16 protein-coding genes are annotated in these 25,997 nt (G+C 60.8%); 10 read left to right on the top strand and 6 right to left on the bottom strand.

Annotated features, from left to right (window positions below):
- Nucleotides 1-255: 255 nt before the first annotated feature.
- Nucleotides 256-1,713 carry a L,D-transpeptidase scaffold domain-containing protein gene (locus tag LJ738_RS01330; RefSeq protein WP_227784524.1) on the bottom strand — a complete coding sequence of 486 codons (1,458 nt, stop codon included), beginning with the start codon at nucleotides 1,711-1,713 and terminating at the stop codon, nucleotides 256-258.
- A 374-nt stretch (nucleotides 1,714-2,087) separates the two neighbouring features.
- On the opposite strand from LJ738_RS01330, the gene LJ738_RS01325 reads away from it, so the two are divergent.
- Together LJ738_RS01325 and LJ738_RS01320 are read left to right on the top strand one after the other, a co-directional pair.
- Nucleotides 2,088-7,685 (top strand): alpha-2-macroglobulin family protein, encoded by a 5,598-nt coding sequence (locus LJ738_RS01325; RefSeq protein ID WP_227784523.1) that lies wholly within the window; start codon nucleotides 2,088-2,090, stop codon nucleotides 7,683-7,685.
- 17 nt (nucleotides 7,686-7,702) lie between these two features.
- Nucleotides 7,703-8,512, top strand: coding sequence for a Vgb family protein (locus LJ738_RS01320; RefSeq protein ID WP_227784522.1), 810 nt, complete (start codon nucleotides 7,703-7,705; stop codon nucleotides 8,510-8,512).
- 357 nt (nucleotides 8,513-8,869) lie between these two features.
- On the opposite strand, the gene LJ738_RS01315 is transcribed toward LJ738_RS01320, so the two are convergent.
- Nucleotides 8,870-11,599 carry a S8/S53 family peptidase gene (locus tag LJ738_RS01315; protein WP_227784521.1) on the bottom strand — a complete coding sequence of 910 codons (2,730 nt, stop codon included), beginning with the start codon at nucleotides 11,597-11,599 and terminating at the stop codon, nucleotides 8,870-8,872.
- Nucleotides 11,600-12,144: 545 nt separating this feature from the next.
- Between LJ738_RS01315 and pbpC the strand changes: the two genes are divergently transcribed.
- Nucleotides 12,145-14,526 (top strand): penicillin-binding protein 1C, encoded by a 2,382-nt coding sequence (pbpC, locus tag LJ738_RS01310; protein ID WP_227784520.1) that lies wholly within the window; start codon nucleotides 12,145-12,147, stop codon nucleotides 14,524-14,526.
- A gap of 33 nt (nucleotides 14,527-14,559) precedes the next feature.
- Entirely contained in the window at nucleotides 14,560-15,057 is a 498-nt protein-coding gene (locus LJ738_RS01305) for a YcxB family protein (protein WP_227784519.1), read from the top strand.
- A 23-nt stretch (nucleotides 15,058-15,080) separates the two neighbouring features.
- Here LJ738_RS01305 and LJ738_RS01300 read toward each other — a convergent pair whose 3' ends face one another.
- The 4 genes from LJ738_RS01300 to LJ738_RS01285 all read right to left on the bottom strand — a co-directional run bounded on the left by LJ738_RS01300 (nucleotide 15,081) and on the right by LJ738_RS01285 (nucleotide 19,206).
- Nucleotides 15,081-15,956, bottom strand: coding sequence for an SMP-30/gluconolactonase/LRE family protein (locus LJ738_RS01300; protein WP_227784518.1), 876 nt, complete (start codon nucleotides 15,954-15,956; stop codon nucleotides 15,081-15,083).
- Nucleotides 15,957-15,971: 15 nt separating this feature from the next.
- Nucleotides 15,972-16,964 (bottom strand): 2-dehydro-3-deoxygalactonokinase, encoded by a 993-nt coding sequence (locus LJ738_RS01295; protein WP_227784517.1) that lies wholly within the window; start codon nucleotides 16,962-16,964, stop codon nucleotides 15,972-15,974.
- Nucleotides 16,965-17,192: 228 nt separating this feature from the next.
- A complete protein-coding gene (dgoD, locus tag LJ738_RS01290) occupies nucleotides 17,193-18,341 on the bottom strand; it encodes a galactonate dehydratase (protein ID WP_227784516.1) in 1,149 nt (382 codons plus the stop codon).
- Nucleotides 18,342-18,582: 241 nt separating this feature from the next.
- Complete coding sequence (locus tag LJ738_RS01285; RefSeq protein WP_227784515.1) at nucleotides 18,583-19,206, bottom strand: bifunctional 4-hydroxy-2-oxoglutarate aldolase/2-dehydro-3-deoxy-phosphogluconate aldolase; 624 nt, start codon at nucleotides 19,204-19,206, stop codon at nucleotides 18,583-18,585.
- Between the two features lie 107 nt (nucleotides 19,207-19,313).
- Between LJ738_RS01285 and LJ738_RS01280 the strand changes: the two genes are divergently transcribed.
- The 6 genes from LJ738_RS01280 (at nucleotide 19,314) to LJ738_RS01255 (ending at nucleotide 25,820) form a co-directional block, all read left to right on the top strand.
- On the top strand, nucleotides 19,314-19,919 hold the full coding sequence (locus LJ738_RS01280) for a 2,3-bisphosphoglycerate-dependent phosphoglycerate mutase (RefSeq protein WP_227784514.1): 606 nt from the start codon (nucleotides 19,314-19,316) through the stop codon (nucleotides 19,917-19,919).
- A 100-nt stretch (nucleotides 19,920-20,019) separates the two neighbouring features.
- Nucleotides 20,020-21,333: a family 1 glycosylhydrolase gene (locus tag LJ738_RS01275; protein ID WP_227784513.1), complete on the top strand. Its 1,314-nt coding sequence runs from the start codon at nucleotides 20,020-20,022 to the stop codon at nucleotides 21,331-21,333.
- A 23-nt stretch (nucleotides 21,334-21,356) separates the two neighbouring features.
- Nucleotides 21,357-22,094: an SDR family NAD(P)-dependent oxidoreductase gene (locus LJ738_RS01270; protein ID WP_227784512.1), complete on the top strand. Its 738-nt coding sequence runs from the start codon at nucleotides 21,357-21,359 to the stop codon at nucleotides 22,092-22,094.
- A gap of 276 nt (nucleotides 22,095-22,370) precedes the next feature.
- Nucleotides 22,371-23,138 (top strand): DUF4197 domain-containing protein, encoded by a 768-nt coding sequence (locus tag LJ738_RS01265; protein ID WP_227784511.1) that lies wholly within the window; start codon nucleotides 22,371-22,373, stop codon nucleotides 23,136-23,138.
- 51 nt (nucleotides 23,139-23,189) lie between these two features.
- Nucleotides 23,190-23,657 (top strand): MaoC family dehydratase, encoded by a 468-nt coding sequence (locus tag LJ738_RS01260; RefSeq protein ID WP_227784510.1) that lies wholly within the window; start codon nucleotides 23,190-23,192, stop codon nucleotides 23,655-23,657.
- 117 nt (nucleotides 23,658-23,774) lie between these two features.
- Nucleotides 23,775-25,820, top strand: coding sequence for a S9 family peptidase (locus tag LJ738_RS01255; protein ID WP_227784509.1), 2,046 nt, complete (start codon nucleotides 23,775-23,777; stop codon nucleotides 25,818-25,820).
- The last annotated feature ends 177 nt before the right edge of the window (nucleotides 25,821-25,997 follow it).

Below are 25,997 nucleotides of genomic sequence, written 5' to 3'. Positions count from 1 at the left end.
GAAGCGGAGCCTAGGAACTCCCCTTGCAACTTACTGACTCGTTTCTTTTTGCCCTGCTAAAATCCCCAACACGCTCTTAATTAAAGTAGGGTTTAGGAGGCTGAATGGCTCAACTGAACGGTGTAGAGACGCGACACTTCGCGTCTCGGCGTTGAACGATTACACCTTAACGATTACACCCGAACGATTAGCAAACGGCGCCCACGCCGAGACGCGAAGTGTCGCGTCTCTACACCAAGGCTAACCTTACCAACATCAGTTCACGCCGCGCCCAAACAGTTGCTGGCGCAGGGCTTCGTCCTGCTTGTACACGTCGGCGTAGAAACGGAGCTGCCCCGCCACCACGGCGCAGGTCGCGTAGCGCACATGCAGCGGCACCGGGTGCGCCAGCGTGACGCGTCGCGGAACCGGGGCGGCCGCCAGTTCAGCCTCGGAGGGCAGCGTGGCCCGAAGGCTGTCGGCCCCCAACAGGTAGGAAACCAGCTCCATGGGGCGCTCCATGCGCATGCAGCCGTGGCCCAGCGCCCGGTAGGGCCGCTTGAAATCGCGGGTGTCGTAGGTGGCGTGCAGGAACACCTCGTAGGGGTTGCGGAAGCGGAAAATAACCGAGCCCAACGCATTCCCCGGGCCAGGATTCTGACGAATGGTGTAGTAGAACCGCTTCTTCCGGACGTCCCACCAGTCTACCTCAGTGGGGTCTATTAGCTCGCCCTGGGCGTTGTAGATGGAAAAATTATGCCGGGCCGCGTACCGCGGGTTATCCCGCAAGCGGGGCAGGATTTCCTCAGTGGCAATGCTGTAGGGCACCCGCCACTCGGGGGCCAGGGTAAAGACGCGGAGCTTGCTGCTGAGCGTGGGCGTGGGGCTCTCGGGCTTGCCGATGACCAAGCGGTGGGTTTGCAATACGGTGTCGCCGTGCACCACTTCCAGCGCGTAGGCCGGCAGGTTCACCAGCACATAATTGGAATCGGGAATAGCCTGCCAGCGCCAGCGCTCCAGCGTGAGGGCCAGCTGCTGGGCCCTCCGGATGCGCACCGAGTCGCGCCCCAGGGGCCGCTGGCGCCAGCGGGCCAGCGCCTGCTGTAGCTGCTGGTACTCCCGCTGCTGGGGCTGGCACCGCAGCAGTTCGGGCACAAAATCGGGCGCCTCCAGGGCCCGGGCCAGCCAGGCGGCCGGCTCAAACAGCGAGTCGGCTGTTTCCAGGGGCGAGGGCTTGAGCTCCCGCAGCTGGCCCCGGCGCAAGTGCAGCGAAAACCGCAGCAGGCCATCGGTGAGCAGGACCTCGAAGCGGGCCTGGCGGACCCGCTGGCGCGCCGACGCCCCAGCCGGCCCAATTGATTTGGCCAAAGCCTGCAGGGCGGGCACGTGGTAATTATTGGGCTGAAGCCCGTATTCTTCAGCCTTCAGCAGCAAAGCCAGCGCCTCCCGGCCCGATGCGCTAAGCTGGGAACCCGCACTCCAGGCCGGGGCATAGTCGCGGCGGCTGTAAAAGGCATTGGTTCCGCGCAAGTCATGGCAGAGCAAGGGCCGGTGGCCCGCGGTCACGGCGGTGTTGGCCAGCAATGCCCGGATGCGGAGCGGCAGCGAGTCGGGCGCAGATTGGGCTGATGGCTCGGCTCCGTGCGCTCGCAATAGTAGTCGGGGCTTACGTGCCGGGCTGGCGGCGGCCAGTGTCAGCAATAAGGCCAACAGCAGGTGCCCTATCAGTTGCATAAACGATTAGCGTAAAGGGTATTATCATTCGAAAATCAATTAATCACGTCGTTGAATAGCCGGGTAAATCATCAGGCCAGTTGAGCTGGCTTTAAAAAATACTGTTCGCTTTGGGCCCTGGTTTCCTTTCGAAAACCGAAGCCAAACGCCTCCCCTATCGCCACCTAATTTACTAAATTTAAACGGTAAATTACAATGGCGCCCCGCGAATCAGAGTCCTATTGGGCCAGTAGAATACTTGACTATTTAGCCAGGGTACTTGCCGGATATAAAGCAGAAAACAGCCGCCGGGTCAAGCCCTCGCCAGAAGAAAAGACGACCAGCTATATAGCCGCAAAACACTACCTTACGGACGATTTTACCCTCCCCTCCCCATGCTGGTTCGCTTCCGTATTCTGCCGCTGCTGCTGTTGCTGCTGGTGGCTTTTTCGTGCTCCAAAAAGTCGGCCCAGGAACAGGTCGCCACCGAGCAATCCGACGGCGAAGAAATTGACCCGTATTCCAACCTGGTCTTCACCTTCGACGAGGCCGTGGTACCCGATGCCCAGCTCAACAGCTGGGACACCACGCAGTACGTGCGGTTTTCGCCGGCCGTGCGCGGCAAGTTCAAGTGGACCGGCGACCGGGAACTGACGTTTTCGCCGCTGGAGCCCTTCCGGCCCAGCACCGTGTTCGACGCCGCGCTGCAAACCCAAACTCTGCCCAGCGGCAAGCAGCAGCTGGCGCTCAACCGCAAGCGCTTCCACACGCCCTACCTGGGCATGGCCACGCCGCAGGTGTTCTACGGCCGCTCGACCAAGGCCGCGGGCACGGCCGAGCTGCGCGCCAATCTCGTGTTCAACTACCCCGTGCGGCCAGTCGACCTGCGCCCCCGCCTGCGCGTGACCCAGGACGGCAAGCCCGTGGCCGTGCAGCTCATCACGGCCGAGCCAGATAAGATATTGGGCCTCAGCTTCGCGCAAGATGTGAAGCCCGGCGCTGCCCTCACAGTGGAAGTGGCGCCCGGCCTCACGCCCGCCGTGGGCGGCAAACCCACCGAAAAGCCCCTTTTAGCCCAACTCGAAGTGCCCGAGCCGCAGGTGCTGGAAGTGCGCGAGCTGACGGGCTCGCTCGTGAATGGCGAGGCCGTGGTGACGGTGCTCACCAACCAGCCGGTGGCGATTTCAGACATTCAGACCTCGCTCAAAGTATCGCCCAGCGCGCCCTTCGCCATTGAGGCGCTGGAAAGCGGCTTTGCGCTGAAAGGCAATTTCCAGGTGGGCAAAACCTACCAGGTGACCTTGGCCTCCGGGGCGCGCGGGCTGCTGGGCGGGCAGTTGTATGACGCCTATAGCCAGTCGGTTTCCTTCGCCGCCGAGCGGCCCAGTATCAGCTTTGCCAGCGGCGAAAAAGCCATGTACCTCGACGCGCTGGGCACCCGCAACCTGGGCCTGCGCATCAACGAGGTGCAGAAAGTGAAGGTGACCATTGCGAAGGTTTACGCCAACAACATCCAACAGCTGCTGCGCGGCGAACCCTCCTACGGCTACCCCCGCTACGACGATGACGAAGGGATGGACGAAGGCAGCAACCAGGACGAGAACGGCGAATACATCGACCGCAGCTTCCGCTACTACGACACTGAGAACATCGGCAGCGTCATTTCCGAGCGCACTATTTCGGTCAGCGGCTTGCCCAAGTCGGGCGGCCTGCGTCTGCTCAACCTCGACCTGAAAGCCCTGGAGTTTCAGGGAGCCATGAAGGGGCTGTACGTGGTGCGTGTGCAGGACACCGAGCGCCAGTGGCTGCAAGTGAGCAAGCTGGTGGCCGTGACCGATGTGGGCCTGATTGTGAAGCAAGGCGCCACCGGCGGCACGCTGGTATTCGCAAACTCCATCCGCACGGCCCAGCCGCTGGCGGACGTTACCGTGAACCTGGTGAGCAGCAACAACCAGGTAATCGGCACCGTGACGACCAACGCGGCCGGCGTGGCCGCCTTCGACTCGGCCGCCAGCATGAAACGCTTCAAGCTGGGCATGGTAACGGCCGTGAAAGGCGCCGATTTCACCTTCCTGGACTTGACCAAAAGCCGCGTCGAAACCTCCCGCTTTGAGGTGGGCGGCCTGACCAGCAACGCCGCCCGCTACCAGGCCTTCCTCTACGGCGACCGCAACCTGTACCGCCCCGGCGACACAGTCCGCACCAACACCGTGGTGCGCACCGAAGACTGGCAAACCCCGCCCGCCAACCTGCCCGTGAAAATCCGCCTGCTGCTGCCCACCGGCAAGGAATACAGCAGCCTGCGCCAGAAATTGAGCCCGGCCGGCTCCTTCGAAAGCCGCTTCATTCTGCCGCCCGCCGTGATGACCGGCCTCTATACCCTGGAAGTGCTGACCGGCAACGACATCCTGCTGACGTCCAAGCAAATCAGCGTGGAAGAATTCATCCCCGACCGCCTAAAGGTGAGCGTAACGGCGGCGCCCGCCGTGCTGCAGCCCGGCCACACCGTAACGGCCACCATCAACGCCCAAAACCTATTCGGCCCGCCCGCGGCCGACCGCAAGTTTGAGGTCGAGTTTTCGCTGAAAGAAAAGACGTTTCAGCCCAAGAATTTCCCGGGCTACTCTTTTGAAATCAACAGCGGCGAGCGGCGCAAAACCACGTCGGAAAGCGACGAAGAAAGCGCCAGCAAACCCGCTTCGCGCTTCGAAAAAACCGTGCGCGAGGGCGTGACCGATGCCGCCGGCCGAGCCACCGCCACCTACGACGTGCCCGAAGTGCGAGACCTGGGCACGCTGGAAGGTGTGGCTTTCGCCACGGTGTTCGACGAAACCGGCCGGCCCGTGAACCGCCTCGCCACCTTCGACGTGCAAACGCAGGCCACGATGTTCGGCATCCAGGAAATTCCGGAGCTGGTGAGCACGCGCCAGGCCACCGCCGTGCGCCTGCTGGCCCTCACGCCGCAGGGCCAGCCCACCAGCGCCCAGGCCCAGGTGAAGCTGGTGCGCCTGCTCTGGGAAACCGTGCTCGAGCGCCAGGGCGGCCGCTACGTCTACAACTCACAGCAGCGCGAGCAAACGATATTGAGCCGGACGCAGGCCGTGGGCAACGGCACGCCGTTCAGCTTCACGCCCCTGTACTCGGGCGAATACGAGGTGCGCATCAGCCGGCCCGGCGCCCTGAGCTACGTGGCGCAGCGCTTCTACGCCTACGGCTACGGCGACACCCAGGCCAACTCCTTCGAGGTAAACAACGAGGGCGAGGTGACCATCGAGGCCGATAAAGCCAAGTACGAGCCCGGCGAAACCGCCAACCTGCTCCTGAAAACGCCCTTCCCCGGCCGCGTGCTCGTGACCGTGGAGCGGGGCCGCGTGCTCGACCATTTCTACGTGACCACCGACCAGAAATCGGCCCAGGTCAAAATCCCTATCAAGACCGAGCACGTGCCCAACGTGTACGTGACGGCCACGGCCATCCGCGCCATCAGGGACAACCGCCTGCCGCTCACCGTGGCCCGCGGCTTCGTGCCACTCACGGTGGAAAAGCCCGGCGCCCGCCTCGCGGTGGCCATTGCCGCGCCCGCCGCCAGCCGCTCGCAGACGTTCCAGACCGTGGAAATCACCACCGCGCCACGCGCCCAGGTCACGCTGGCCGTCGTGGACGAGGGCATTCTGCAAATCAAAAACTACCGCACGCCCGACCCCTACGGCTATTTCTACCAGAAGCGCGCCCTGGAAGTGGCGGCCTTCGACATGTACCCCTTCCTACTGCCCGAGCTGGGCACCAGCAGCAGCGGGGGCGACGCCGCCGACCTGCGCCGCCGCACCAACCCCATCCCCAACCGCCGCGTGAAACTGGTGGCCAAATGGAGCGGTGTCCTCACCGCAGATGCTGCCGGCAAAGTGCGCTACCGGGTACGTGTGCCGCAGTTTTCGGGCGCGCTTCGCATCATGGCCGTGGCTTATAAGGACGACGCTTTTGGCAGTGCCGAGCACACAATGAAGGTGGCCGACCCGGTGGTGATTTCGACGGCGCTGCCGCGGTTTATGAGCCCGGGCGACACGATTGACGTGCCGGTGACGCTGACGAATACGACGAAGGATAAAATCACTGGCGAAGCTGGCATTTTCCTTAACGAAGGCGGAATCAATCGCAAAAAGAGAGTCTATAACGGACTTTTATCAACGTATGGAACACATGAGGAATACTTCTCCGATGAGGTTCTAGGTTCGATAGATGAGGCTACGTTTCCACCTGACAGATTCGCCCGCAAAGTTGACTTACTACCTGGCAAAGAGAAGCGAGTTGTATTTCACATTGTCGCCAATAAAATGATTGGGAATGGTGTCGTAAGCGCAGTATTTCGTAATCCTAATGAGACTTATACTGAAATTATCGAACTCCCTGTTCGCCCCGCCGCTTCGCTCGAAAAGCGCACCGGCAGCGGCGTACTAGCCGGCGGGGCCTCGCTCCCGCTCAACCTAAAAACCGATTTCCTACCCGCCTCGCTCACCAGCCGGCTAGTTGTTAGTCGCTCGCCGCTCACGGAGTTCAGCAAGGACTTGCGCTACCTGCTGCAGTACCCCTACGGCTGCCTGGAGCAAACCGTGTCGGCCGCTTTCCCGCAGCTTTACTACGCCGATTTGGCGGCCACTTTGCAGCAGAAAACCGGCGCCGCGGCCAAAAGCCAGCGCTACAATCCCAACTACCACGTGCAGGAGGCCATCCGCAAGATTGAGGCGATGCAGCTCTACAACGGCAGCCTGAGCTACTGGCCCGGCGGCGACTACGACAACTGGTGGGCCACGGCCTACGCCGCCCACTTCCTGCAGGAAGCCCAGCGCGCCGGCTTTGCCGTGAACAAGTCTGTCCTCGACAAAACCCTGCGCTACCTGCAGTTCCGCCTCAAAAAGCGCGAAACTGAACCCTACCAATACTTCGACGCGAGCAACATTGCGCGGGAGAAAACCATCGCCAGCAAGGAAATTGCCTACTCGCTCTACGTGCTGGCCCTGGCTGGCCGCCAGGACGCCGTGGCCCTGAACTACTACAAAGCCAACCGCCAGCTGCTGGCCGAAGACTCCAAATTCTTGCTGGCCTGCACCCACGCCCTGCTCGGCAACCAGCGCCAGTTCCGTGCCCTGCTGCCCACCAAGTTTGGGGGCGAAACCGCAGCGAAGCGTGCCCTGGATGGCTCCTTCTACTCCCCCATCCGCGACCAGGGCCTTGTGCTGAACGCCCTGCTCGAAACCGACCCCAACAACCCGCAAGTATTGGAACTGGCCCGGCAGCTCAGCCGCCGGCTGCGCACCGCCGGCTGGCTCAGTACCCAGGAGCGCGCCTTCGCCCTGCTAGCCCTGGGCAAAATCGCGAAGCGCGACGCTAAGAGCACGGCCACGGCCACAGTCTCGGCCAATGGCAAAGCCCTGGGCAGCTTCACCGGCAAAGACCTGACGATTCCCAACGTAGCCAACCAAGACCTGAGCCTGCGCACCGCGGGCAGCGGCAACCTCTACTACTTCTGGGAAACCGAAGGCATATCGGCCAGCGGCAAGGTGAAGGAGGAAGACAGCTACCTGAAAGTGCGCCGCCAGTTCCTGAACCGCGCTGGCCAGCCCCTGCGCACGCCTACCTTCCGCCAGAATGATTTGGTGGTGGTCAAAATCACCATCGAAGCCGGCGACGCGGCCGGTACCGTGAAGAACGTGGCCATCACCGACCTGCTGCCCGCCGGCCTGGAAATCGAAAACTCCCGCATCGGCGCCGTGCTCGAGCTGGATTGGGCCAAAGACGCCGCCCAACCCGACTACCTCGACGTGCGCGACGACCGGATTAACTTCTTCACCACCGCCACCGAAAAGCCCAAGTCGTTCTACTACCTGGCCCGCGCCGTAAGCAAAGGCACCTTCAAGCTCGGCCCAGTGAATGCCGATGCTATGTATAATGCCGAGTACCACTCCTACAACGGCGCCGGTACCGTGCGTGTGAAATAACCCGATTTCCTGAACCCATGAAGCGCCTTTGGCTCCTGCTGTTTCTGTTGCTGCCGGGCGCTGCCTGGGCTCACCCGGGCTGGGGCATTGTGCTCGACCGGCAAGGCAACGTATTCTACACCGACCTGGAAAACGTCTGGCGCATTGATGCAGCAGGCCGGAAGACCATTGCGGTAGCCCACGTGCACACCCACGAGCTGGCCTTCGACCAAGCCGGCAACCTGTACGGCGAAGACAGCCGCTACGAAAGTGGCAAATGGCGCCACCGGCTCTGGAAACGCAGCCCCACGGGCCGCATCAGCGACGTGCGCCCCTGGACCGATGGCTTCCGCGAAGACTACGGCATTGTGCGCGACGCAGCGGGGGCCACGTATTTCCTGCACCACGTGGAAGGCCAAAACAACCAGGTTTACCAGCGCACGCCCAGCGGCCAACTGCGACGCCTCGTACCCAACTACAAATTTCCCTATATCGTGAATCAGCTGGCCGTCGCGCCTGACAACAGCGTTTACGTGGCTTCAGGGGGCGAATTGCTGCGAATCGATACAAAAGGAAATGTGCGCATCGTGGCGCGCAATCTGGCGCCTACCAACGGACGGCACGCGCTGATGGGCATCTGGCCCGACGCCCGCGGCAACGTCTACGTGGCCGACCTGGAAGGCCGCCGCTACCTGCGCGTGCGGGCCAACGGCAAAGTCGAAACCCTCTTTCAGTCGCCCGCACCCTGGCAACCCACCGGCATCGTGCAGGCGGCTAACGGCAGCTTCTGGGTGTTAGAATACTCAGCCACTCAAGCCCGGGCCCGGCGAATACCTGCCGGCACCTAGAGTCAATTACGCAGCATAGCCAGCCAAATACAGCTTCAAATTGGGCTGAGAGCCTATCCGTAAAGCGATAGAACGTCAGGCAGAGCGCAGCGAAGCATCTTGCCCGCACCATCTGTCATGCAGAGCGCAGCGAAGCATCTTCTCACGGCTCAACGATTCGTGCTGACTTGAGAAGATGCTTCGCTGCGCTCTGCCTGACAGGCGATTATTGTCAGACGATTGGGTTACTCTCGTGGTAGAGATGCTTCGGCAAGCTCAGCATGACGTTCTATTACTTACTTTACAGACAGGCTCTAAGGCACAAAAAAGCCTGCTCCGGGGAGCAGGCTTTTTTCAATTGTACGGTATTCGCAATGCTTACTGCACTACCAGGCGCTTGGTCGAAACCGCCTCGCCAGTCTTTACCTTGAACAGGTAGGTGCCGCGAGCCAGCTTGGCCGCGTCGAACTTCACTTGGTGCACGCCAGCGGCTTCGGTGCCCACTACCAGGGTCTGCACTTTGGCACCCATGGTGTTGAACACTTCCACGCTCACGGGGCCTTCCTGGGCCAGCGAGTAGCTGATGGTGGTGCTGCCCGTGAAGGGGTTCGGGTAAGCGGCCACTTCCTGGGTGGCCATGCTGGTGGTGCTGGAGCCAGCCGTGGCGGCCTGAGCCGTGGGCTGGGTCATGGCGTTGTACTGCGAGAAGGTGCGCGTTACGATTACGGCGAAGTCGGCGCGGGTAACGGCCTGCGAAGGCTTGAAGGTGGCGCGGATGGTGGGCTGCAAATCGTAGGGGCCCTGCGAGATGGTGTAGTAGGCGTTGATGAGGTTGAGGTCGAGGGCAACGCTTACGTAGCCTTCCAGGCCGGCCGGGATTTTATCGGCGTCGTCGAGGGGCACGCTCTGGCCGTTCACTTTTACCGTGATGGCTTTGCCATTGCGGTCGAGGGCAGCTTGCTGGAAGCCCAGGCTCTGCACCAGCGAGTAGGCCAGCGAGGCCCGGTTCACGGTGGCAGTAGGCGAGAAAGTGCCGGTGGCGGTGGGCAGCATCACGCCGTTGTACACATTGAACCGGTCGCGCAGCGCAGCGCCGCGGGCAGCTACCGACTCAGTCAGCAGGATGTCGTTGAGCGAGGAAACGTCGGTGAAGGTGCGGGCGCCGTCGGTGGGCAGGTATTGTTTGATGCCCTGGCCCATGAGCAGGTAGTCGGCCAGCTGGATACGGGTCAGGTTGGCGTTGGGCTGGAAGCCGGTGGCCAGGCCGTCAACGAGGCGGTTGGTAACGGCCATTTTGATGGCAGCTTCGGCGGGGTGCCCCACGATGTCGGCCAGGTTGGTGGTTCCGCTGGGCGTCTGCATCGTAATCTTCCCGTTGATGGTTTCGGGAAGTGCTACGCCATTCAGGCCATCTACTTTAAGGGTCCAGGTGCCGGCAATCGGCGAGGTCACGGCCACGCTGCGGTCGGGGGTCAGCGTAAACTCAACTGGGATGCCCGAGCGGTACTGCACGCCGTTGGGGTCCAGCAGAATCAGGTTGATGGTGTTGCCGGTTTGGCCCAATACGCCGGTTGTCGAGATTTTTGCTTCCATGCTGTTAACACCAGACGGAACCGAGAAGGTGAACTGGTTAGTGGCCGTGGTAGCGGGGTTGTAGTTCACCGTGAAGGGCGTTTCGGCAGCCTGCGAATTCACGCTGCTGTTGAAGCGGCGGCTGGCATTCACCGTCGAGCCGAAAGCCGACGAGCGGAAGGCATTGTCTACGGCGGCGTAGGCATTTATATAGCCAGCGCCCACTTCCCACGACTCGTGGCCGGGCATATTGGAAGCGGTTTTCATGATGAGGTCTTTCACCTGAGCCGGCGAGAGCGACGGCTTAGCTTCCAGGATGAGGGCCACCACGCCGGCCACGTGCGGCGTCGCCATCGACGTACCGCTCATGTGGGTGTAGAAAGGAACCTCGGCGGGCGAGAGGATGGCAGCGTCAGTTTGAATACCCAGAGAAGCCACCGGCCCAATGGCACGGGTCGAGACTACGTCCACTCCGGGAGCAGTAATTACTGGCTCATTCTTGTAGGTCCAGGTTTGGCCATCGACTACAAACGTGCCCTGCTGGCCCTTTACGCCGCGGGAAGAGAAGTCGGCGAGCAAGCCGTACCGGTCGCCGGCGGCCACCGAAATGGTCCAGGGAGCTATGGCGTAGGGGTTGTGCGTATCGGCCCCGGGGCCGGCGTTGCCGGCGGCAAATACCACCACCATGCCGCGGTCGTAGCAGCGCTTGGTGGCCACGTTCAGCGGGTCGTTCGGGTCGAACGTGCCGGAAGAGCCAAACGAGTTGCTGATAACCCGGATGTTGTACTGGAACTGGTGCGTGAGGGCGTAGTCAAACCCGCCCATGGCATCGAGCACCAGCAGCGCACCGCCCGAGCCATAGCCCAGCAGTGAAGCGCCGGGCGCTACGCCTTCGTACTTGCCCGCGGAGCGCGAGCCGTTGCCGCCCACTATGCCGGCGCAGTGTGTGCCGTGGCCGGAGTTGTTGTCGGTATTGGGTACACCCTCCACGTAGGTCACGGGCAGCATGGCGTCCAGCGAGTTGAGGTTGGTGGTGCCCAGCGTGTTCTGCACGAGGTGCGTGCCTAACTTGATGTCTTCGTGGGTGCCATCAACGCCGCTATCGTTGATGAGCACGCCAATGCCGCGGCCCGATACCGGGGTGCCGCCGTTGCGGGCGGTGGTTTGCGGGTCGGTGCGCAGGCGCTTTACGCCGGTGAGGTTGGTGTCGTCGTAGTTGTTATACTCAAGCTTTTTGTTAATGTACAGAGAGCGTACGGTTGGATTTTTGGCCAAGGCATCTACCTGAGCCGCAGTAGCCACCACTCCAGCCACTGGCAAGGCCCGCAAGGTGATGCCTTTGGTAATGCCTAGCTGCCGCAGCAGGCCGAGCTCGGAGAGGGTGGGCGCCCCACTGCCGTTGAAGGTAACAATTACCTGCGCCGTTGGGCTAGTGGCGAAGGCCGTCTTCAGAGCGGGGTCTACAACGGCCTGGCCAAACGAAGTACCGGCCTTCAAGCCCACCAAAAGGAGGGTTGCGATAAATTTGTTCTTCATGTAATGGTGTGAAAATAAAGTGGGGGTTGGTGAAAGGAATTTCGTTCGGCCGGGCAGCTCTGTGGAGGAGTTACCGCTTGTTAAAAGGCAGTCGCTTTGCCTTGAAAGCCAGGAAAAGTGTCCCTGCCGAACACGGAATATTTACGGGGAGGATACAGATACCGGATTTAACGAAAAATGAAATATTTATGAAAAAAGCTAGTTTGATGAATAAAATTTTGTCATTTCGTCTCAGATAGCCCCAATTGTGCCTCCTTCACATCCGTTTTTTGAAATAATTGCCATTTCACGACTCATGTATCAACACTATTTAATCCAATTCAGTAAAATGCATTATCTGCCTCTTAATTGATTCTATAATTCAGATTGTTAAAAACGCGTACGGCTCACCTTTCTTCCGCATCGCGCCCGCTTCTGGCCCAAGCTGAGTGGTTGCCTTAGCAGTAGCACAGCTCCACTGAAATCAGCTCGCGCAGCAAGCGGGCAGATGCTTGTAAATTGGGCTAAACACACTTTTTACAGTTACTCGGCCGATACCTTTGGTTATGAATGGGCGGCAGGCACTTCGGCTAGCAGGAGCAGTACTGGCGGTAGCCGTGGGGCTGCTAGTGGGGCTGGATTTTGCCTTTCCCCTGCCCCGCGCGCCGCTTTACTCGCCGCTGGTGCTGGCCGCCGACGGCACCGTGCTGCATGCCTACCTGAACCCCACGCAGAAGTGGCGCATGAAAACGGAGCTGCCCGAAATCACGCCGGCGCTGCAGCAAGCCATTATCTATAAGGAAGACCGGTACTTCCGGTATCACTTCGGGGTCAACCCAATTGCCATCGTGCAGGCGGCGGGCCGCAACCTGCTGGGCACGGGACGCACCACCGGCGCAAGCACCATCACCATGCAAGTGGCCCGGCTGCTCGAGCCCAAGGAGCGCACCCTGGGCAACAAAATTCTCGAAATGCTGCGGGCCCTGCAGCTGGAGGCGCACTACAGCAAAGCCGAGATTCTGCAGCTGTACCTGAACCTGGTGCCCTACGGCGGCAACATCGAAGGGGTGAAATCGGCGGCGCTGCTGTACTTCCAGCAGCCGCCCGACTACCTCTCGCTGGCCCAGACCGTGACGCTGGCCATCATCCCCAACCAGCCGCGCATCCTGGTGCTGGGCAACAACAACGCCGCCATCCTGGCCGAGCGCAACCGCTGGCTGCGGCGCTTTCGGCAGCAGCACCTGTTCCCCGACCAGGACATTGATGACGCGCTGGCCGAGCCCCTGGCCGTGCAGCGCCACGCGGCCCCCCTGCTGGCCCCGCACCTGGCCCGGCGCCTCGTGACGCGGTTTCCCGGCCAGCCCATCATCCGTTCCACGCTGCGGCGCGGCCCCCAGGCTCAGGCCGAAGACCTGACCAAAAACTACGTGCGCCGCCTCCACGAATTGGGCATCGCCCAGGCCGCCGTGCTGGTCGTGAACAACCGCACCCGCGCCGTGGAAGCCTACGTGGGCTCCGCCGATTTTCAGGACGCCGCCAGCGCCGGGCAGGTCGATGGCGTGCAGGCCATTCGCTCGCCGGGCAGCACGCTCAAGCCCTTTCTCTACGCCCTGGCCCTCGACCGCGGCCTCGTGACGCCCAAGCTCAAACTGCCCGACGTGCCCACCAACTTCAGCGGCTTCCAGCCTGAGAACTTCGACAAGAACTTCAGCGGCGAAGTGACCGTGGAGCGCGCCCTTACTTACTCGCTGAATATCCCGGCCGTGCGCGTGCTCTCGGAGCTAGGCGTATCCACCTTCACCGATAAGCTGCGCGATGCTGGCTTCCGGCGCGTGGCGCACGATGCCCCCCGGCTGGGGCTGAGCACGATTCTGGGCGGCTGCGGCGCCACGCTGGAGGAGCTCACGGCGCTGTACGCGGCCCTGGCGGACAAGGGGCGGTACGCACCGCTGACGCTGGCGCTTAATGAAGAATTAAGAATGAATAATGAGGAGTTGTCCGGCAAAGCGGCTTCTCCAACTTCCAATTCTTCATTCCTCTTTCCTCATTCTTCATTAATAACAAGCCCCGCCGCGGCCTTCCTCATCACCGACATTTTAGCTCAACATACCCGCCCCGATTTGCCGTTGGGCTACCAGGGCAGCTCGCGCCTGCCCAAGATTGCCTGGAAGACGGGCACCAGCTACGGCCGCCGCGACGCCTGGAGCATTGGCTACAACCAGGACTACACCGTGGGCGTGTGGGTGGGCAACTTCAGCGGCGAAGGCAGCCCCGCCCTCACCGGCACCGACATTGCCACGCCCCTGCTGTTTGAGCTGTTCAACGCGCTGGCTTACAACTCGCCGAACAATTGGGCCACGCCGCCCACCAGCCTCGACTTCCGGCTGGTCTGCGCCGAGAGTGGGCTGGTGCCCGGCGAGCATTGCCCCAACCAATTGATAGACTACTACCTCCCGGGCGTATCCAGCGCCCAGCGTTGCGAGCACCAGCGCGAAGCCCTGGTATCGGCCGATGGCTCCATTTCCTACTGCCGGGCCTGCGTGCCGGCCAGCGGCTTTCGGCGCCAGCTCTTCCCCAACCCGCGGCCCGAAGTGCTGGCGTTTCGCGAAGCCCAGGGCCTGCCCGCCACCCGCCTGCCTGCCCACAACCCCGCCTGCCGCCTCGTACGCAATGCCGACGATGATACCGGCGCCGCCCTGGCCATCACCTCGCCTCTGGCCAATGCCGAATACCTGCTCAACCGCCGCGAAAAGCAACAATTGCTGCTCAGCTGCGCGGCGGGCAGCGAAGTGCGGCAGGTATTTTGGTACGTAAACGACCAGTTCCTACGGGCGGCTTCGGCTACGGAACGCGTGTTTTTCCGGCCCCCCAGCGGCGCCGTAAAAATCTCCTGCGCCGACGACCACGGCCGCAACGTGGATATCCAGCTGCAGGTAGCCGAGCTTTGAGGCGCAGGACTAATCTGCCTATATACTTCTTAAATGGATTTCACGATAGTAATTACTCCAAACGATAAATATTACAACGATTTCTATCGGGAATGGGCGTCGCAGAAATGGCTTCGTAGATGGCAGCCATACTTAGCTATTTTCATGATTTTATTCTGGATAGTCTTACGATTCATTGACACCGGAAAAGTCTTGGGAATGTTACCATATTTTTTCATTGCTATTGGCGTTTACGAGTTCACAAAGTTCATTTACTCTAAGCGCAAGTGGCTGAAAGACCGAAAAAAGAGCGGAATCACGGGCCAGGATATTGTCATTAATTTCAGGGAGGAATTTATAAAAATAGATGGTCCTTTTTCCCACGGTGTGCTACAATGGAATGGAATAAGTAACATTATCCGCACGCCAAATGCGCTGTTTATGATTCCGGAAAATGGAGCAAGTATTTTCCTGCCAAACTCAGCTTTCGATTCAGAAAATCAGATTGATGCGGTTATCAAGGCACAGCAAACCGCTCGGCAATTGCATTAGAGAAAGCAGCAGTTACTCACGTGTCAAAGTCGCTTATCGAAGAAATAAGCCGGCACGCCCGGCACGCCCGGCTCTGCGGCAAACAGATTGCCACTTAAGGGGAATTGCTGCTGCTGGGCGGGCGTGAGCCCACTGCGGGCCGTGGTGATGTAAAGCGTGCGCAAGTCGGGGCCACCGAAGGCGCAGGAAGACGTGAAGGGTGCGGGCACCTCCACGGTTTCGCGCGCTTCTCCGGTGTGGGGGTCGAAGCGCTGAATTCGCCCGCCGCCCCACAGCGCCACCCAGAGCATGCCTTCTGCGTCGATGGTCATGCCATCGGGCACGCCGGAGCCGGGGGGAACTGTGATGATGACCCGCGGATTGGCGATTTCGCCGGTGCCGCTGTCGTAGTCGAAGGCCTGCACCGTGAGCGTGGGCGTGTCGATGTAGTACATAGTGCGATGGTCTAAGGACCAGACCACCCCGTTGGAGTTGGTGATGCCGCGCAGCATCACGTGGAGGCTGCCATCGGGGTCGAGCCGGTAGAGCGTACCGGCGTGGGGCTTCTGCTCCAGGTCGAAGGTACCCACCCAAAACCGCCCGGCCGGGTCGCATTTGCCATCGTTGAAGCGCAGGCTGGGCGCCGTGAGCGGGTTCACCACCAGGTTGAGCTGGCCGGTGGCAAGAGTGAGCTGGTAAATGCCCGTTTGCAGGGCCAGCAGCACGTCGCCGTTGTGCATGGGCACCACCGTACCCACCCGGGCGCCGGTGCCGAAGTGCCGGTCCTGCCCCGTGGCGGGGTCGAAAACATGAAACGCCCGGCCTTCAATATCTACCCAGTACAGCTGCTGCGTCTCCGGGTTCCAGAGGGCGCCTTCGCCCAGGGCAGCCTGCGCGGGGTAGATGGATTGAGCCTGCATATCGATGCCTTGCCGTTATGCTTTTTGCTGGTTGATGCGACTGTGCTGTAAGACGGCACTTTGCCCCTGTAGGGTTACCTCAACGGCGGTTTTTGTGGTTACCGGGCATTTATCGGCGATGCCAAGCACGCGCAGGGCCTCACTGTAGTGCGCCACCAGCACGGGTTCGCCGGCCAGGGTGATGCTGGCGGGCAGGCTGGCCAGTAGGTCCTGGCATTCGCTGCCGATGAGCAGGCCGCTCAGGTAGAAGAAGTTTTCCGGCTTGCTGGCTTTCTTAAACAAGTCGTTGGTTCGCACCAAAAAGGCGTTGTGCAGCAGGTTGTCCTGCTGGCTGTCCTGCACGCCTTTTTCAAACCACTGCCGATTGGTGCCATCCTCCAACTGGCCGCCTTCGGCTACCGAAGCGGCCAGTATTGCCTGCTTCGAGAGGAGCGAGAAAAACTCGCCGGTCATGTAGGTTTTCAGCGCCACGGCCTGGCCGTGCTGAACCACCACGTGCTTGGCGTGCGTGCCCGGGTGCAGGAACATCTGCTGCTCGGCTGTATTCGCAAATTGGCAGCCTACCAGTTGGGTTTCTTCGCCCCGCATCACGTCGTCGTCGCTTTTCACGCCCGAAATGAGCAGCGTCGCGTGCTTGAAATCGGCTGTGGGCTCAATGATTTTGGCCGGCAAATCCGAGCCATCGGTGGCGAAAGGCAGGGGCTTATATGGCAGCTCCTCCATGCCAATGGTGGACGAGGCCATGCCGGAAATCACCACGGGCACATCGTCCAGCGAGGTTTTAACGGCTTCCTCTAGCTTCTTCAAGTGGCTTTGCACAATGGCCAGGTAGAAGCCCACGCGCTGCTCCGGGGGCTGCCCGGCCTGCTTCCACAGCTCGGCCGTGGCTGCGTTGCCCTCTTTGGAGCTTTCCTCAGCCAGAATCTTCAGGCCCTCGCGCTCCACCAGCCGCAACCGGAAGGAAGAAGTACCCCAATCGCAGCTGAGGAAAGTGGAGGTTGGGTTCATGATGGTAGGTCAATTAATTATTGAACGTCATGCAGAGCACAATGAAGCATCTTTACCTCGATACTAATCCTAACCGTCTGTCATGCTGAGCCTGCGAAGCATCTTATCACCATGGAACGAATCGTTCGAACGTAATAAGATGCTTCCTTCGTCAGCATGACAGCCGATTGAGTTACTGCTGCACGCGAGATGCTTCGCTGCGCTCTGCATGACGGGCTATTGGTTGCTTTACCATTCCGCCACGCTTCCGTCGTGGTTCCGCCAAACGGGGTTGTGCCAATTGTGCCCAATGGCGACGCGGCTCAGTAGGTATTCTTCGTCTATTTCGATGCCCAGGCCAGGGCCTTCCGGGATTTTGCAAAAGCCGTTTTCGTAGTCGAACACCGTCTTATCAACGAGGTAGTCGAGCAGGTCATTCTCTTTGTTGTAGTGAATACCCAGGCTTTGCTCCTGGATGAAGGCGTTGTGGCAAGTGGCATCTACCTGTAGGCAGGCCGCCAGCGCAATGGGGCCCAGCGGGCAGTGCGGTGCCGCGGCCACGTCGAATGCCTCGGCCATGGAAATGATTTTCTTGCACTCGGTGATGCCGCCGGCGTGCGACAAGTCGGGCTGGATGATGTCGACGTAGCCATCAATGAGCAGCTGCTTGAAATCCCAACGTGAGAACATCCGCTCGCCGGTGGCGATGGGAATGGACGTGTGCCGGGCAATTTCGCGCAGGGCCTCGTTGTTCTGCGGCAGCACTGGCTCCTCAATAAACATGGGCCGATACGGCTCCAGCTCCTTGGCCAGCACCTTGGCCATGGGTTTGTGCACCCGCCCGTGGAAATCGATGCCAATGCCCAGGCCGGGCCCACCGGCTTCGCGCACGGCCGCCACGCGGGCCAGCACCTGGTCTATCTTGACGTAGGAATCTACGTAGGCCATTTCATCGGTAGCATTCATCTTAATGGCGTTGAAGCCCTTGGCCACCATTTCGGTCGCAGCCTGCCCCACGTGCTCGGGCCGGTCGCCGCCTATCCAAGAGTACACGCGCATCAGGTCGCGCACGCGGCCACCCAGCAGCTGGTGAATCGGCGCGTTGTGGTACTTGCCCTTAATGTCCCACAGGGCCTGGTCGATGCCGGCAATGGCCGACATCAGAATGGGGCCGCCGCGGTAGAAGCCGCCCCGGTACATCACTTGCCAATGGTCTTCGATGTTGAGCGGGTCCTTGCCCACCAGGTTTTCCATGAGCTCGGTCACCGCCGTTGCCACCGTGGCCGCCTTGCCCTCGATTACGGGCTCGCCCCAGCCCACCAGCCCCGAGTCGGTTTCTATCTTCAGGAACAACCACCGGGGCGGCACCTGAAACAAGGTAAAGCGGGTAATTTTCATTGAGTTGAGCTAAAATGAGGGGCGAATCATATTCGAAATGTCATGCTACGAGCCCCGTCTGTCATGCTGACGAAGGAAGCATCTTATCACCATCGCACTAGTCGTTCAAAGGTGAGAAGATGCTTCGCTGCGCTCTGCATGACAAGAGGCGGGGGCGAGATGGTGCGCTGCGCTCGGCATGCCGGACTAATAAGTTAAAGCAGTTCTTAAGTTTAACGCTCTATAAAACTCCTAGTAATGCTTACGCCACGGCTTGCACGAAACGCCGCGCTTTGGCCGTGAGCTGCTGCAAATACTTAGCGCTAACCGGCTGGCTGGTATCCACCAGCGAGCTGCCCAGCCCGTAGGCGACGGCCCCGACATCTTGAAAATCCTTGATGTTGTCCAGCGAAACGCCGCCCGTGGGCATGAGCGGGATAAACGGCACCGGCCCGGCCAGGTCTTTGAAGTATTTGGCCCCCACCGAGGCCGGGAATACCTTGATGATATCGCCGCCGTGCTCGTAGGCCTTCAGGATTTCGGTGGTGGTGAAGGCGCCCGGAATGCTTACGGCGCCGTAGCGCTTGGTCATGCGGATGGTTTTCTTGCTGAGGGTGGGCGAGATGATGAAGCGGGCGCCGGCCAGCAGGGCGCCCCGGGCCGTTTCGGGGTCGAGTACGGTGCCAGCGCCTATCAGCATGCGGCCGTCCATGGCCTCGGCCAGCTCTTCAATCGAGGCCAGCGCTCCGGGCGAATTCAGGGTGATTTCCATGGTCCGGACGCCGCCTTCGTGCAAGGCCTCGGCTATTTTCAGCAGGTCCGGGGGGTTGGCGCCGCGAATGATGGCGACTAGCTTGTGTTCAAGGATATGAGATAGGGGCGTCATGGCGGGCCGGGAAGGGAGCGTGATACATTGCGGCCTTCCGACAACGTAGAACCGCCGAGGCGGGTTAGGCCGAGGCCCACCCTACCTTGCAGCGCTTTCCCCACCCCATGGCCATCCTTGTTCTCGTCCGGCACGGCGAATCGACTTCCAACCTCGCCAACGTATTCACGGGCTGGCTCGACGTGCCCCTGAGCCCCACCGGCGAGGCCGAGGCCTACGCCGTGGCCGATAAGCTGAAAGATTTCCACTTTGACGTGGCCTACACCTCCACCCTTGTCCGGGCCAAGCGCACGCTCGAAATCATCATGGAGCGGGCGGGGTGGGCCGACCTGCCGGTGCATCACGAGGCCGCCCTCAGGGAGCGGATGTACGGCGACCTGCAGGGCCTCAACAAGGCCGAAGTAGCCATAAAATACGGCCAGGCGCAGGTAGACGAATGGCGCCGCAGCTACGACGTGGCCCCGCCCAACGGCGAAAGCCTGAAGCAGACCCGGGCCCGGGCCGTAGAATTCTTCGAGGCCGAAATCGCGCCGCAGCTTCGCGCCGATAAGAATGTGCTGATTGTCTCGCACGGCAACACCCTGCGCGGGCTGCGCATGTACCTCGAGCACCTGAGCGAAACCCAGGTAGTGGGGCTGGAAATCGTGACTGGCGGCGTCCACGTGTACCGCTTCGATGCCCAACTCGCGATTCTGGAAATGTACGACCTCTAAGCCGGGCGGTACGCAACACAGAAGCGCTGAATTGAGTACCCTTGCAAGTGCGGGCCGCAGCGGCTGGCACTTCATCCGGCTACTTCCCCACTTTGCTCTTATGGGCCCTCAATTTCTGTTTGCCACCGGCATCGAAAACAGTAACCCCACCATCCAAAACGGCAAAGTGCGCGTGGATGAGCTGGAAAAATGCGGCCACTACAAGTTCTGGCAAAAGGACTTCGACCTGGTCCAGGAACTGGGCATTCGGTTTTTGCGCTACGGGCCGCCCATTCACACCGCCTTTGTGGGGCCGGGCAAATACGACTGGTCGTTTGCCGATGTCACGTTTCAGGACTTGCTGCGCCGCAACATCTCGCCCATTGTCGATTTGTGCCACTTTGGGGTGCCCGACTGGATGGGCAACTTCCAGAATCCGGATTTTCCGGAGCTGTTTGGGCAGTACGCCAAGGCCTTCGCCACGCGGTTTCCGTGGGTGCAGCTGTACACGCCGGTGAACGAGATGTACATCTGCGCGCAGTTTTCGGCCCGCTACGGCTGGTGGAACGAGCAGCTCAGCAGCGACAAGGCCTTCGTGACGGCGCTCAAGCACATTGTGAAGGCCAACGTGCTGGCCATGCGCTCTATTCTGGAGGTGCGGCCCGACGCCATTTTTATTCAGAGCGAGTCATCGGAATATTTCCATGCCGAAAACCCGGCCGCCATCGGCCCGGCCGAAACCATGAATTCGAAGCGCTTTCTGTCGCTGGATTTGAACTATGGCCGGCGCGTGAACTCGGACATGTACGAGTACCTCACCGAAAACGGGATGACCAAGGACGAATACCACTTCTTCCTGCACAACAACCTGAAGCACCATTGCATCATGGGCAATGACTACTACTACACCAACGAGCACCGCGTATCGCCCGATGGCAGCACCCGGGCCTCGGGCGAGATATTTGGCTACCACGTCATTACCCGGCAGTACCACGACCGCTACCGCCTGCCCGTAATGCACACCGAAACCAACCTCAACCAAGGCCCCAAGGGCGACGAATCGGTGAATTGGCTGTGGAAGGAATGGGCCAACGTGCTGCGCGTGCGCAACGACGGCGTGCCCGTCATCGGCTTCACCTGGTACTCCCTCACCGACCAGGTGGACTGGGACACCGCCCTGCGCGAAAGCAACGGCCACGTAAACCCCGTGGGGCTGTACGACCTGGACCGCAACGTGCGGCCCGTGGGCATGGCCTACAAGCAGCTCATCGCCGGCTGGGACCAGGTGCTGCCCACCCACAGCGTGTGCCTGCAGGTGCCCATCGTGATGCCCAAAGACAGCCAGACCGCCTGGGCCAACAAGCAAAAAGAAGAAGTAAAAGCATCCAGCGCCGATAAAACCACGGCCGAGGCCAACGCCACCGTCGAATCCTAACCCCCGCCTACTTTCCCCATCACATGAGATTTCAGGATAAAGCCGCCATCGTCACGGGCGGCGCCAGCGGCATTGGGCTGGCTGTGGCCAAACGCCTTGCCTCCGAAGGCGCCCGCATCGTAATCGCCGATTACAACCAGGCCAACCTCGATGCCGCCGTGCCCGAAGTCCAGGCCGCCGGCGCCCCCGAGGTGTGGGCCAGCCTCTGCAATGTGGCCATCGAAGCGCAGGTAGAAGCCACCGTAGCCGGTACCCTGGAGCGCTTCGGCCGCCTCGACGCGGTGGTGAACAACGCGGGCCTGATGCAGTTCAAAGCGCTGGAAGAGCTGACCGGCGACGACTGGCTGCGCATTCTGAACGTGGATTTGCTCGGGGCTTTTTACTTCACCAAGCAGGCCTTTTTGCACATGAAGCCCGGCGGCGCCATCGTGAACGTGGCCAGCATTCACGCCATCGAAACCAGCCCGCTGGTGGCGCCCTACGCGGCGGCCAAAGCCGCCATGCTCTCGCTTACCCGCTCCTCGTCGCTGGAAGGCAAGGCCAAAGGCATTCGCACCAACGTCATCCTGCCCGGCGCCATCGACACGCCCATGCTCTGGGAAAACCCCAACATTAAAAGCGGCGTCGAAGTCGTGAATAAAGCCGACGTGGGCCGCCCCGAAGACGTAGCCGCCATCATTGCCTACTTGGCTTCAGACGATGCCCAATTTGTGCAAGGCGCTGAAATCCGCGTAGACGGCGGCCGGCTGGCCCGGCTGTAGTTGAGCCATAATTGAGCTGCGAACATGTCTCCAGCTATGTAATCAAGTCGTCTGTCATGCAGAGCGCAGCGAAGCATCTTCTCACGTTCGAACGATTTGTTCAGCGGTAAGAAGATGCTTCGCTGCGCTCTGCATGACAGGCTCGACGAGCGGAACCCAGCAGATACGGCACGGCACTTGCATAACGGGATAAAGCAGCCAGAAATTGAGCTGAATCGGGTTGCCCAATTCAGCTCAATTTCTCCGGCTCCCACCGCCTCCGTCCGTTTTGCATCCATGAAAATCCGCTCCCTCGCCGCCCTGTTGCTCTTGTCGGGCCTCTCGTTCAGCGCTTCGGCCCAGTTCCGTTTCCCCAGCCTCAAAGACCTTAAGCTGCCCACCGGCATCAAAACGCCAACCGGTACCAGCAGCACGGGCAGCACCGCCATTGGCGGACTCTCGAATACCGAAGCCGCCAGCGGCCTCAAGGAGGCGCTGCTACAAGGCATTGGCAAGGGTGCCGACCAGGCTTCCAAAACCGACGGCTTCTACCTGAACCGCCTCATCCGCATTCCGTTTCCGCCCGATGCCCAGCGCGTGGCCAACACCCTGCGCACCATTGGGCTGGGCAGCCAGGTCGACAAGTTTGAGCTGTCGCTGAACCGCGGAGCCGAAGATGCGGCCCGCAGCGCCAAGCCCATTTTCATCAGCGCCATCAAAAGCCTGACGTTTTCCGACGTCTGGAACATCCTGACGGGCCAGAAGGACGCCGCTACCCAGTACCTGAAGCGCACCACCTCCAGCCAGCTCACCGCCGCCTTCACGCCCATTATGCAGCAGAGCCTGGACAAAGTGGGCGCCACCCGCTACTACACGGACCTGGCCACCCGCTACAACCAGATTCCGCTGGTGACGCCCGTGCAGCCCGACCTGAACCAGTACGCCACCGGCAAAGCCGTCGACGGCCTGTTCACGCTCATTGCCCAGGAAGAGGCCAACATCCGCGAGAACCCCGTGGCCCGCACCACCGAGCTGCTGCGCCGGGTATTTGGCCGCAACGGCTAAGCTGAAGCGGCGTATGTTTGCGGCCCTTCATCCGCAATCTAATCGCCACTTATGAGCAAACTTACCATTCGCAGCCTCGCCGAACTCGAAGCCTGTGTGGGCCAGGAAATGGGTGTTTCCGGGTTCCACACCATCACCCAGGAGCAAATCAACCAGTTTGCCGCCGCCACGCTCGACTTCCAGTGGATTCACGTGGATACCGAGCGGGCCCAGGCCGAGTCGCCGTTCAAGGCTACCATTGCCCACGGCTACCTCACGGTATCGCTCCTGCCCTACCTCTGGCAGCAAATCGTGACCATTGAGAACCTGAAGATGCAGGTGAACTACGAAATCGAGAGCCTGCGCTTCAACCAAGCCGTAACCGTGAACAGCCAGGTGCGTCTGCGCGCCTCCCTGCTCTCGCTGGCCAACCTGCGCGGCATTGCCAAAGCCCGCCTACAGGTAACCCTCGAAATCCTGGACTCGAAAAAGCCCGCCTATACCGGCATCATCACGTTCTTGTACCACTTCCAGGAATAATAGGCTTATCAGAAGAAATAAATTCGTAAATAATTGATGAAAAGGACCGTGCAGCGCTGGCTGCACGGTCCTTTTTGCATACATTCGGCTCTCATTTTCACCTTTTTCTGCTTACTTATGAAACAAGTTTTGCTCTGCCTGGGGCTACTGTTGACCTTGGCATCTCCGCTCCCGAGCGTGGCGCAAGCCCCCAAAGCCGGCGCGCAGCCGCCGCTCATCGACCGCGAACTGCTGTTTGGCGACCCCGAGATTTCGGGCGCCCAGCTCTCGCCCGATGGCAAGTTCCTGTCCTTCATCAAGCCCTATAATGGCACCCGCAACATCTGGGTGAAGGGCCTGAACGAGCCCTTCGACAAGGCCCGGCCCATGACCAACGACCAGGCCCGCCCGGTGCGCGGCTACTTCTGGAGCCGCGACGGCAAGTACCTGCTTTACAGCCAGGACAAGGGCGGCGACGAAAACTTCAACATCTACGCCGTGAATCCGGCCGAGACTTTGCCCGCCGGCCAGGCCGTGCCCACGGCCCGCGACCTCACCGGCCTCAAGGGTGTGCGGGTGCAGGTGGTGAATGTGCCGCTCACCGACCCCAATACGCTCTACATCGGCCTGAATGACCGCGACAAGGCGTGGCACGACCTCTACAAGCTAAACCTGACAACCGGCGAGAAAACCCTGGTGCGCCAGAACAATGACCGCATCGGCGCCTGGGAATTCGACTGGAACGACCAGCTGCGACTGGCCTCGCGCTCGAATCCGGACGGCAGCACCGAATGGCTGCGCGTGGAAGGCGACAAGCTGACGCCGTTCTACAAGACCTCGATTGACGAGCAGAGCAACGTCGTGTCTTTCGCCAAAGACAACAAGCGGGTGTACATGGTCACGAACATGGGCCAGGGCCGCAACCTGGCCGAAATCGTGCTGATGGACCCCGCCACCGGCAAGGAAGAGCCCTTCCAGGCCGACCCACAGAAGCGCGTGGACGTGGGTAACCTGGCCATCTCGGAGAAGACGCACGAACCCATTTTCGTGAGCTTCGAGGACGACCGGATGCGCCGCGTGTGGAAAGACAAGGAGTTTGAAAAGGACTTCAAAATGGCCAGCGCCAAGCTCAGCGGTCTCGACGTATACCCGGTGTCCAACACCACCGACGAGCGGCTGTGGCTGCTCTCGGCCAACTCGGCTACGCAGCCCTCGGTGGCCTACCTCTTCGACCGCCAGACCAAGCAGCTCACCAAGCAGTACGAAACCCGGCCCAAGCTGAAGTCTAGTGACCTGGCCGACATGAAGGTGGTGCGTTACAAGTCGTCGGACGGCCTGGAAATTCCAGCCTACCTCACCCTACCCAAGGGCGTAGCCGCCAAGAACCTGCCGGTGATGATAGTGCCCCACGGCGGTCCTTGGGCACGCGACACGTACGGCTTCAACGCCATGCACCAGTTCCTGGCCAACCGCGGCTACGCGGTGCTGTCGCCCAACTTCCGCGCCAGCACCGGATACGGCAAGAAATTCCTGAACGCCGGCAACGGCGAGTGGGGCCGCAAAATGCAGGACGACCTGACCTGGGGCGTAAAGTACCTCATCGCCCAAGGCATTGCCGACCCCAAAAAGGTGGGCATCATGGGCGGCTCCTACGGCGGCTACGCCACGCTGGCGGGCGTAGCATTCACCCCCGACGTGTACTCGGCTGGCGTGGCCATTGTGGCGCCTTCCAACTTGATGACGCTGCTGAACGCCATTCCGCCCTATTGGGAGGCCGGCCGCAAGCAGATGTACGCCCGAATGGCCGACCCCGGCACCGAAGCCGGCCGAGCCGAGCTGGCGCGCATGTCGCCGCTGACCGCCGCCGATAAAATCAAAACGCCGCTGCTGGTGGTGCAGGGTGCCAACGACCCGCGCGTGAACAAGGCCGAGGCCGACCAGATAGTAGTGGCCCTGCGCGACCGCAACTACCCCGTGCAGTACCTCCTCGCCCCCGACGAAGGCCACGGCTTTGCCCGCCCCGTGAACAACATGGCCATGCTGGCGGCCTCTGAGAAATTTCTATCCAAGCACCTGGGCGGCCGCTTCCAGGAAAGTATGTCGCCGGCCGTGGCCAAGCGGCTGGAGGAAATCACGGTGAACCCAAAAACGGTGACGCTCGTCAAGCAGACGGCCGTGAAGTAACCCTGACTTTCAGCCCAATAAAAAAGCCCGGCCCCAAGTGGACCGGGCTTTTTTATTGGGCTGAAATCAGCTTTAGTAACAACTGATAAAAAGTAGTTCTACCAATGCTAGCTTCGCAGTACACACTCTCTCTTTTCTGCAAAACTGTCTTCCTTATCTCATGTCAAACTCTTCCTC

This window comes from Hymenobacter plasmatis, assembly GCF_020711255.1.
In the GTDB taxonomy this organism is placed as follows: Bacteria; Bacteroidota; Bacteroidia; order Cytophagales; family Hymenobacteraceae; genus Hymenobacter.
The sequence above is the reverse complement of the archived record's forward strand: the minus strand, read 5'-3'. Positions and strand labels throughout refer to the sequence as shown.

Excerpts from the sequence above, each read along its gene's own strand:
- LJ738_RS01320 (WP_227784522.1), top strand. The coding sequence starts at position 7,703 with ATGAAGCGCCTTTGGCTCCTGCTGTTTCTGTTGCTGCCGGGCGCTGCC.
- LJ738_RS01265 (WP_227784511.1), top strand. The coding sequence starts at position 22,371 with ATGAAAATCCGCTCCCTCGCCGCCCTGTTGCTCTTGTCGGGCCTCTCG.
- LJ738_RS01285 (WP_227784515.1), bottom strand. The coding sequence starts at position 19,206 with ATGACGCCCCTATCTCATATCCTTGAACACAAGCTAGTCGCCATCATT.
- LJ738_RS01280 (WP_227784514.1), top strand. The coding sequence starts at position 19,314 with ATGGCCATCCTTGTTCTCGTCCGGCACGGCGAATCGACTTCCAACCTC.
- LJ738_RS01315 (WP_227784521.1), bottom strand. The coding sequence starts at position 11,599 with ATGAAGAACAAATTTATCGCAACCCTCCTTTTGGTGGGCTTGAAGGCC.
- LJ738_RS01255 (WP_227784509.1), top strand. The coding sequence starts at position 23,775 with ATGAAACAAGTTTTGCTCTGCCTGGGGCTACTGTTGACCTTGGCATCT.
- LJ738_RS01275 (WP_227784513.1), top strand. The coding sequence starts at position 20,020 with ATGGGCCCTCAATTTCTGTTTGCCACCGGCATCGAAAACAGTAACCCC.
- LJ738_RS01270 (WP_227784512.1), top strand. The coding sequence starts at position 21,357 with ATGAGATTTCAGGATAAAGCCGCCATCGTCACGGGCGGCGCCAGCGGC.
- dgoD (WP_227784516.1), bottom strand. The coding sequence starts at position 18,341 with ATGAAAATTACCCGCTTTACCTTGTTTCAGGTGCCGCCCCGGTGGTTG.
- LJ738_RS01330 (WP_227784524.1), bottom strand. The coding sequence starts at position 1,713 with ATGCAACTGATAGGGCACCTGCTGTTGGCCTTATTGCTGACACTGGCC.
- LJ738_RS01305 (WP_227784519.1), top strand. The coding sequence starts at position 14,560 with ATGGATTTCACGATAGTAATTACTCCAAACGATAAATATTACAACGAT.
- pbpC (WP_227784520.1), top strand. The coding sequence starts at position 12,145 with ATGAATGGGCGGCAGGCACTTCGGCTAGCAGGAGCAGTACTGGCGGTA.
- LJ738_RS01325 (WP_227784523.1), top strand. The coding sequence starts at position 2,088 with ATGCTGGTTCGCTTCCGTATTCTGCCGCTGCTGCTGTTGCTGCTGGTG.
- LJ738_RS01295 (WP_227784517.1), bottom strand. The coding sequence starts at position 16,964 with ATGAACCCAACCTCCACTTTCCTCAGCTGCGATTGGGGTACTTCTTCC.
- LJ738_RS01260 (WP_227784510.1), top strand. The coding sequence starts at position 23,190 with ATGAGCAAACTTACCATTCGCAGCCTCGCCGAACTCGAAGCCTGTGTG.
- LJ738_RS01300 (WP_227784518.1), bottom strand. The coding sequence starts at position 15,956 with ATGCAGGCTCAATCCATCTACCCCGCGCAGGCTGCCCTGGGCGAAGGC.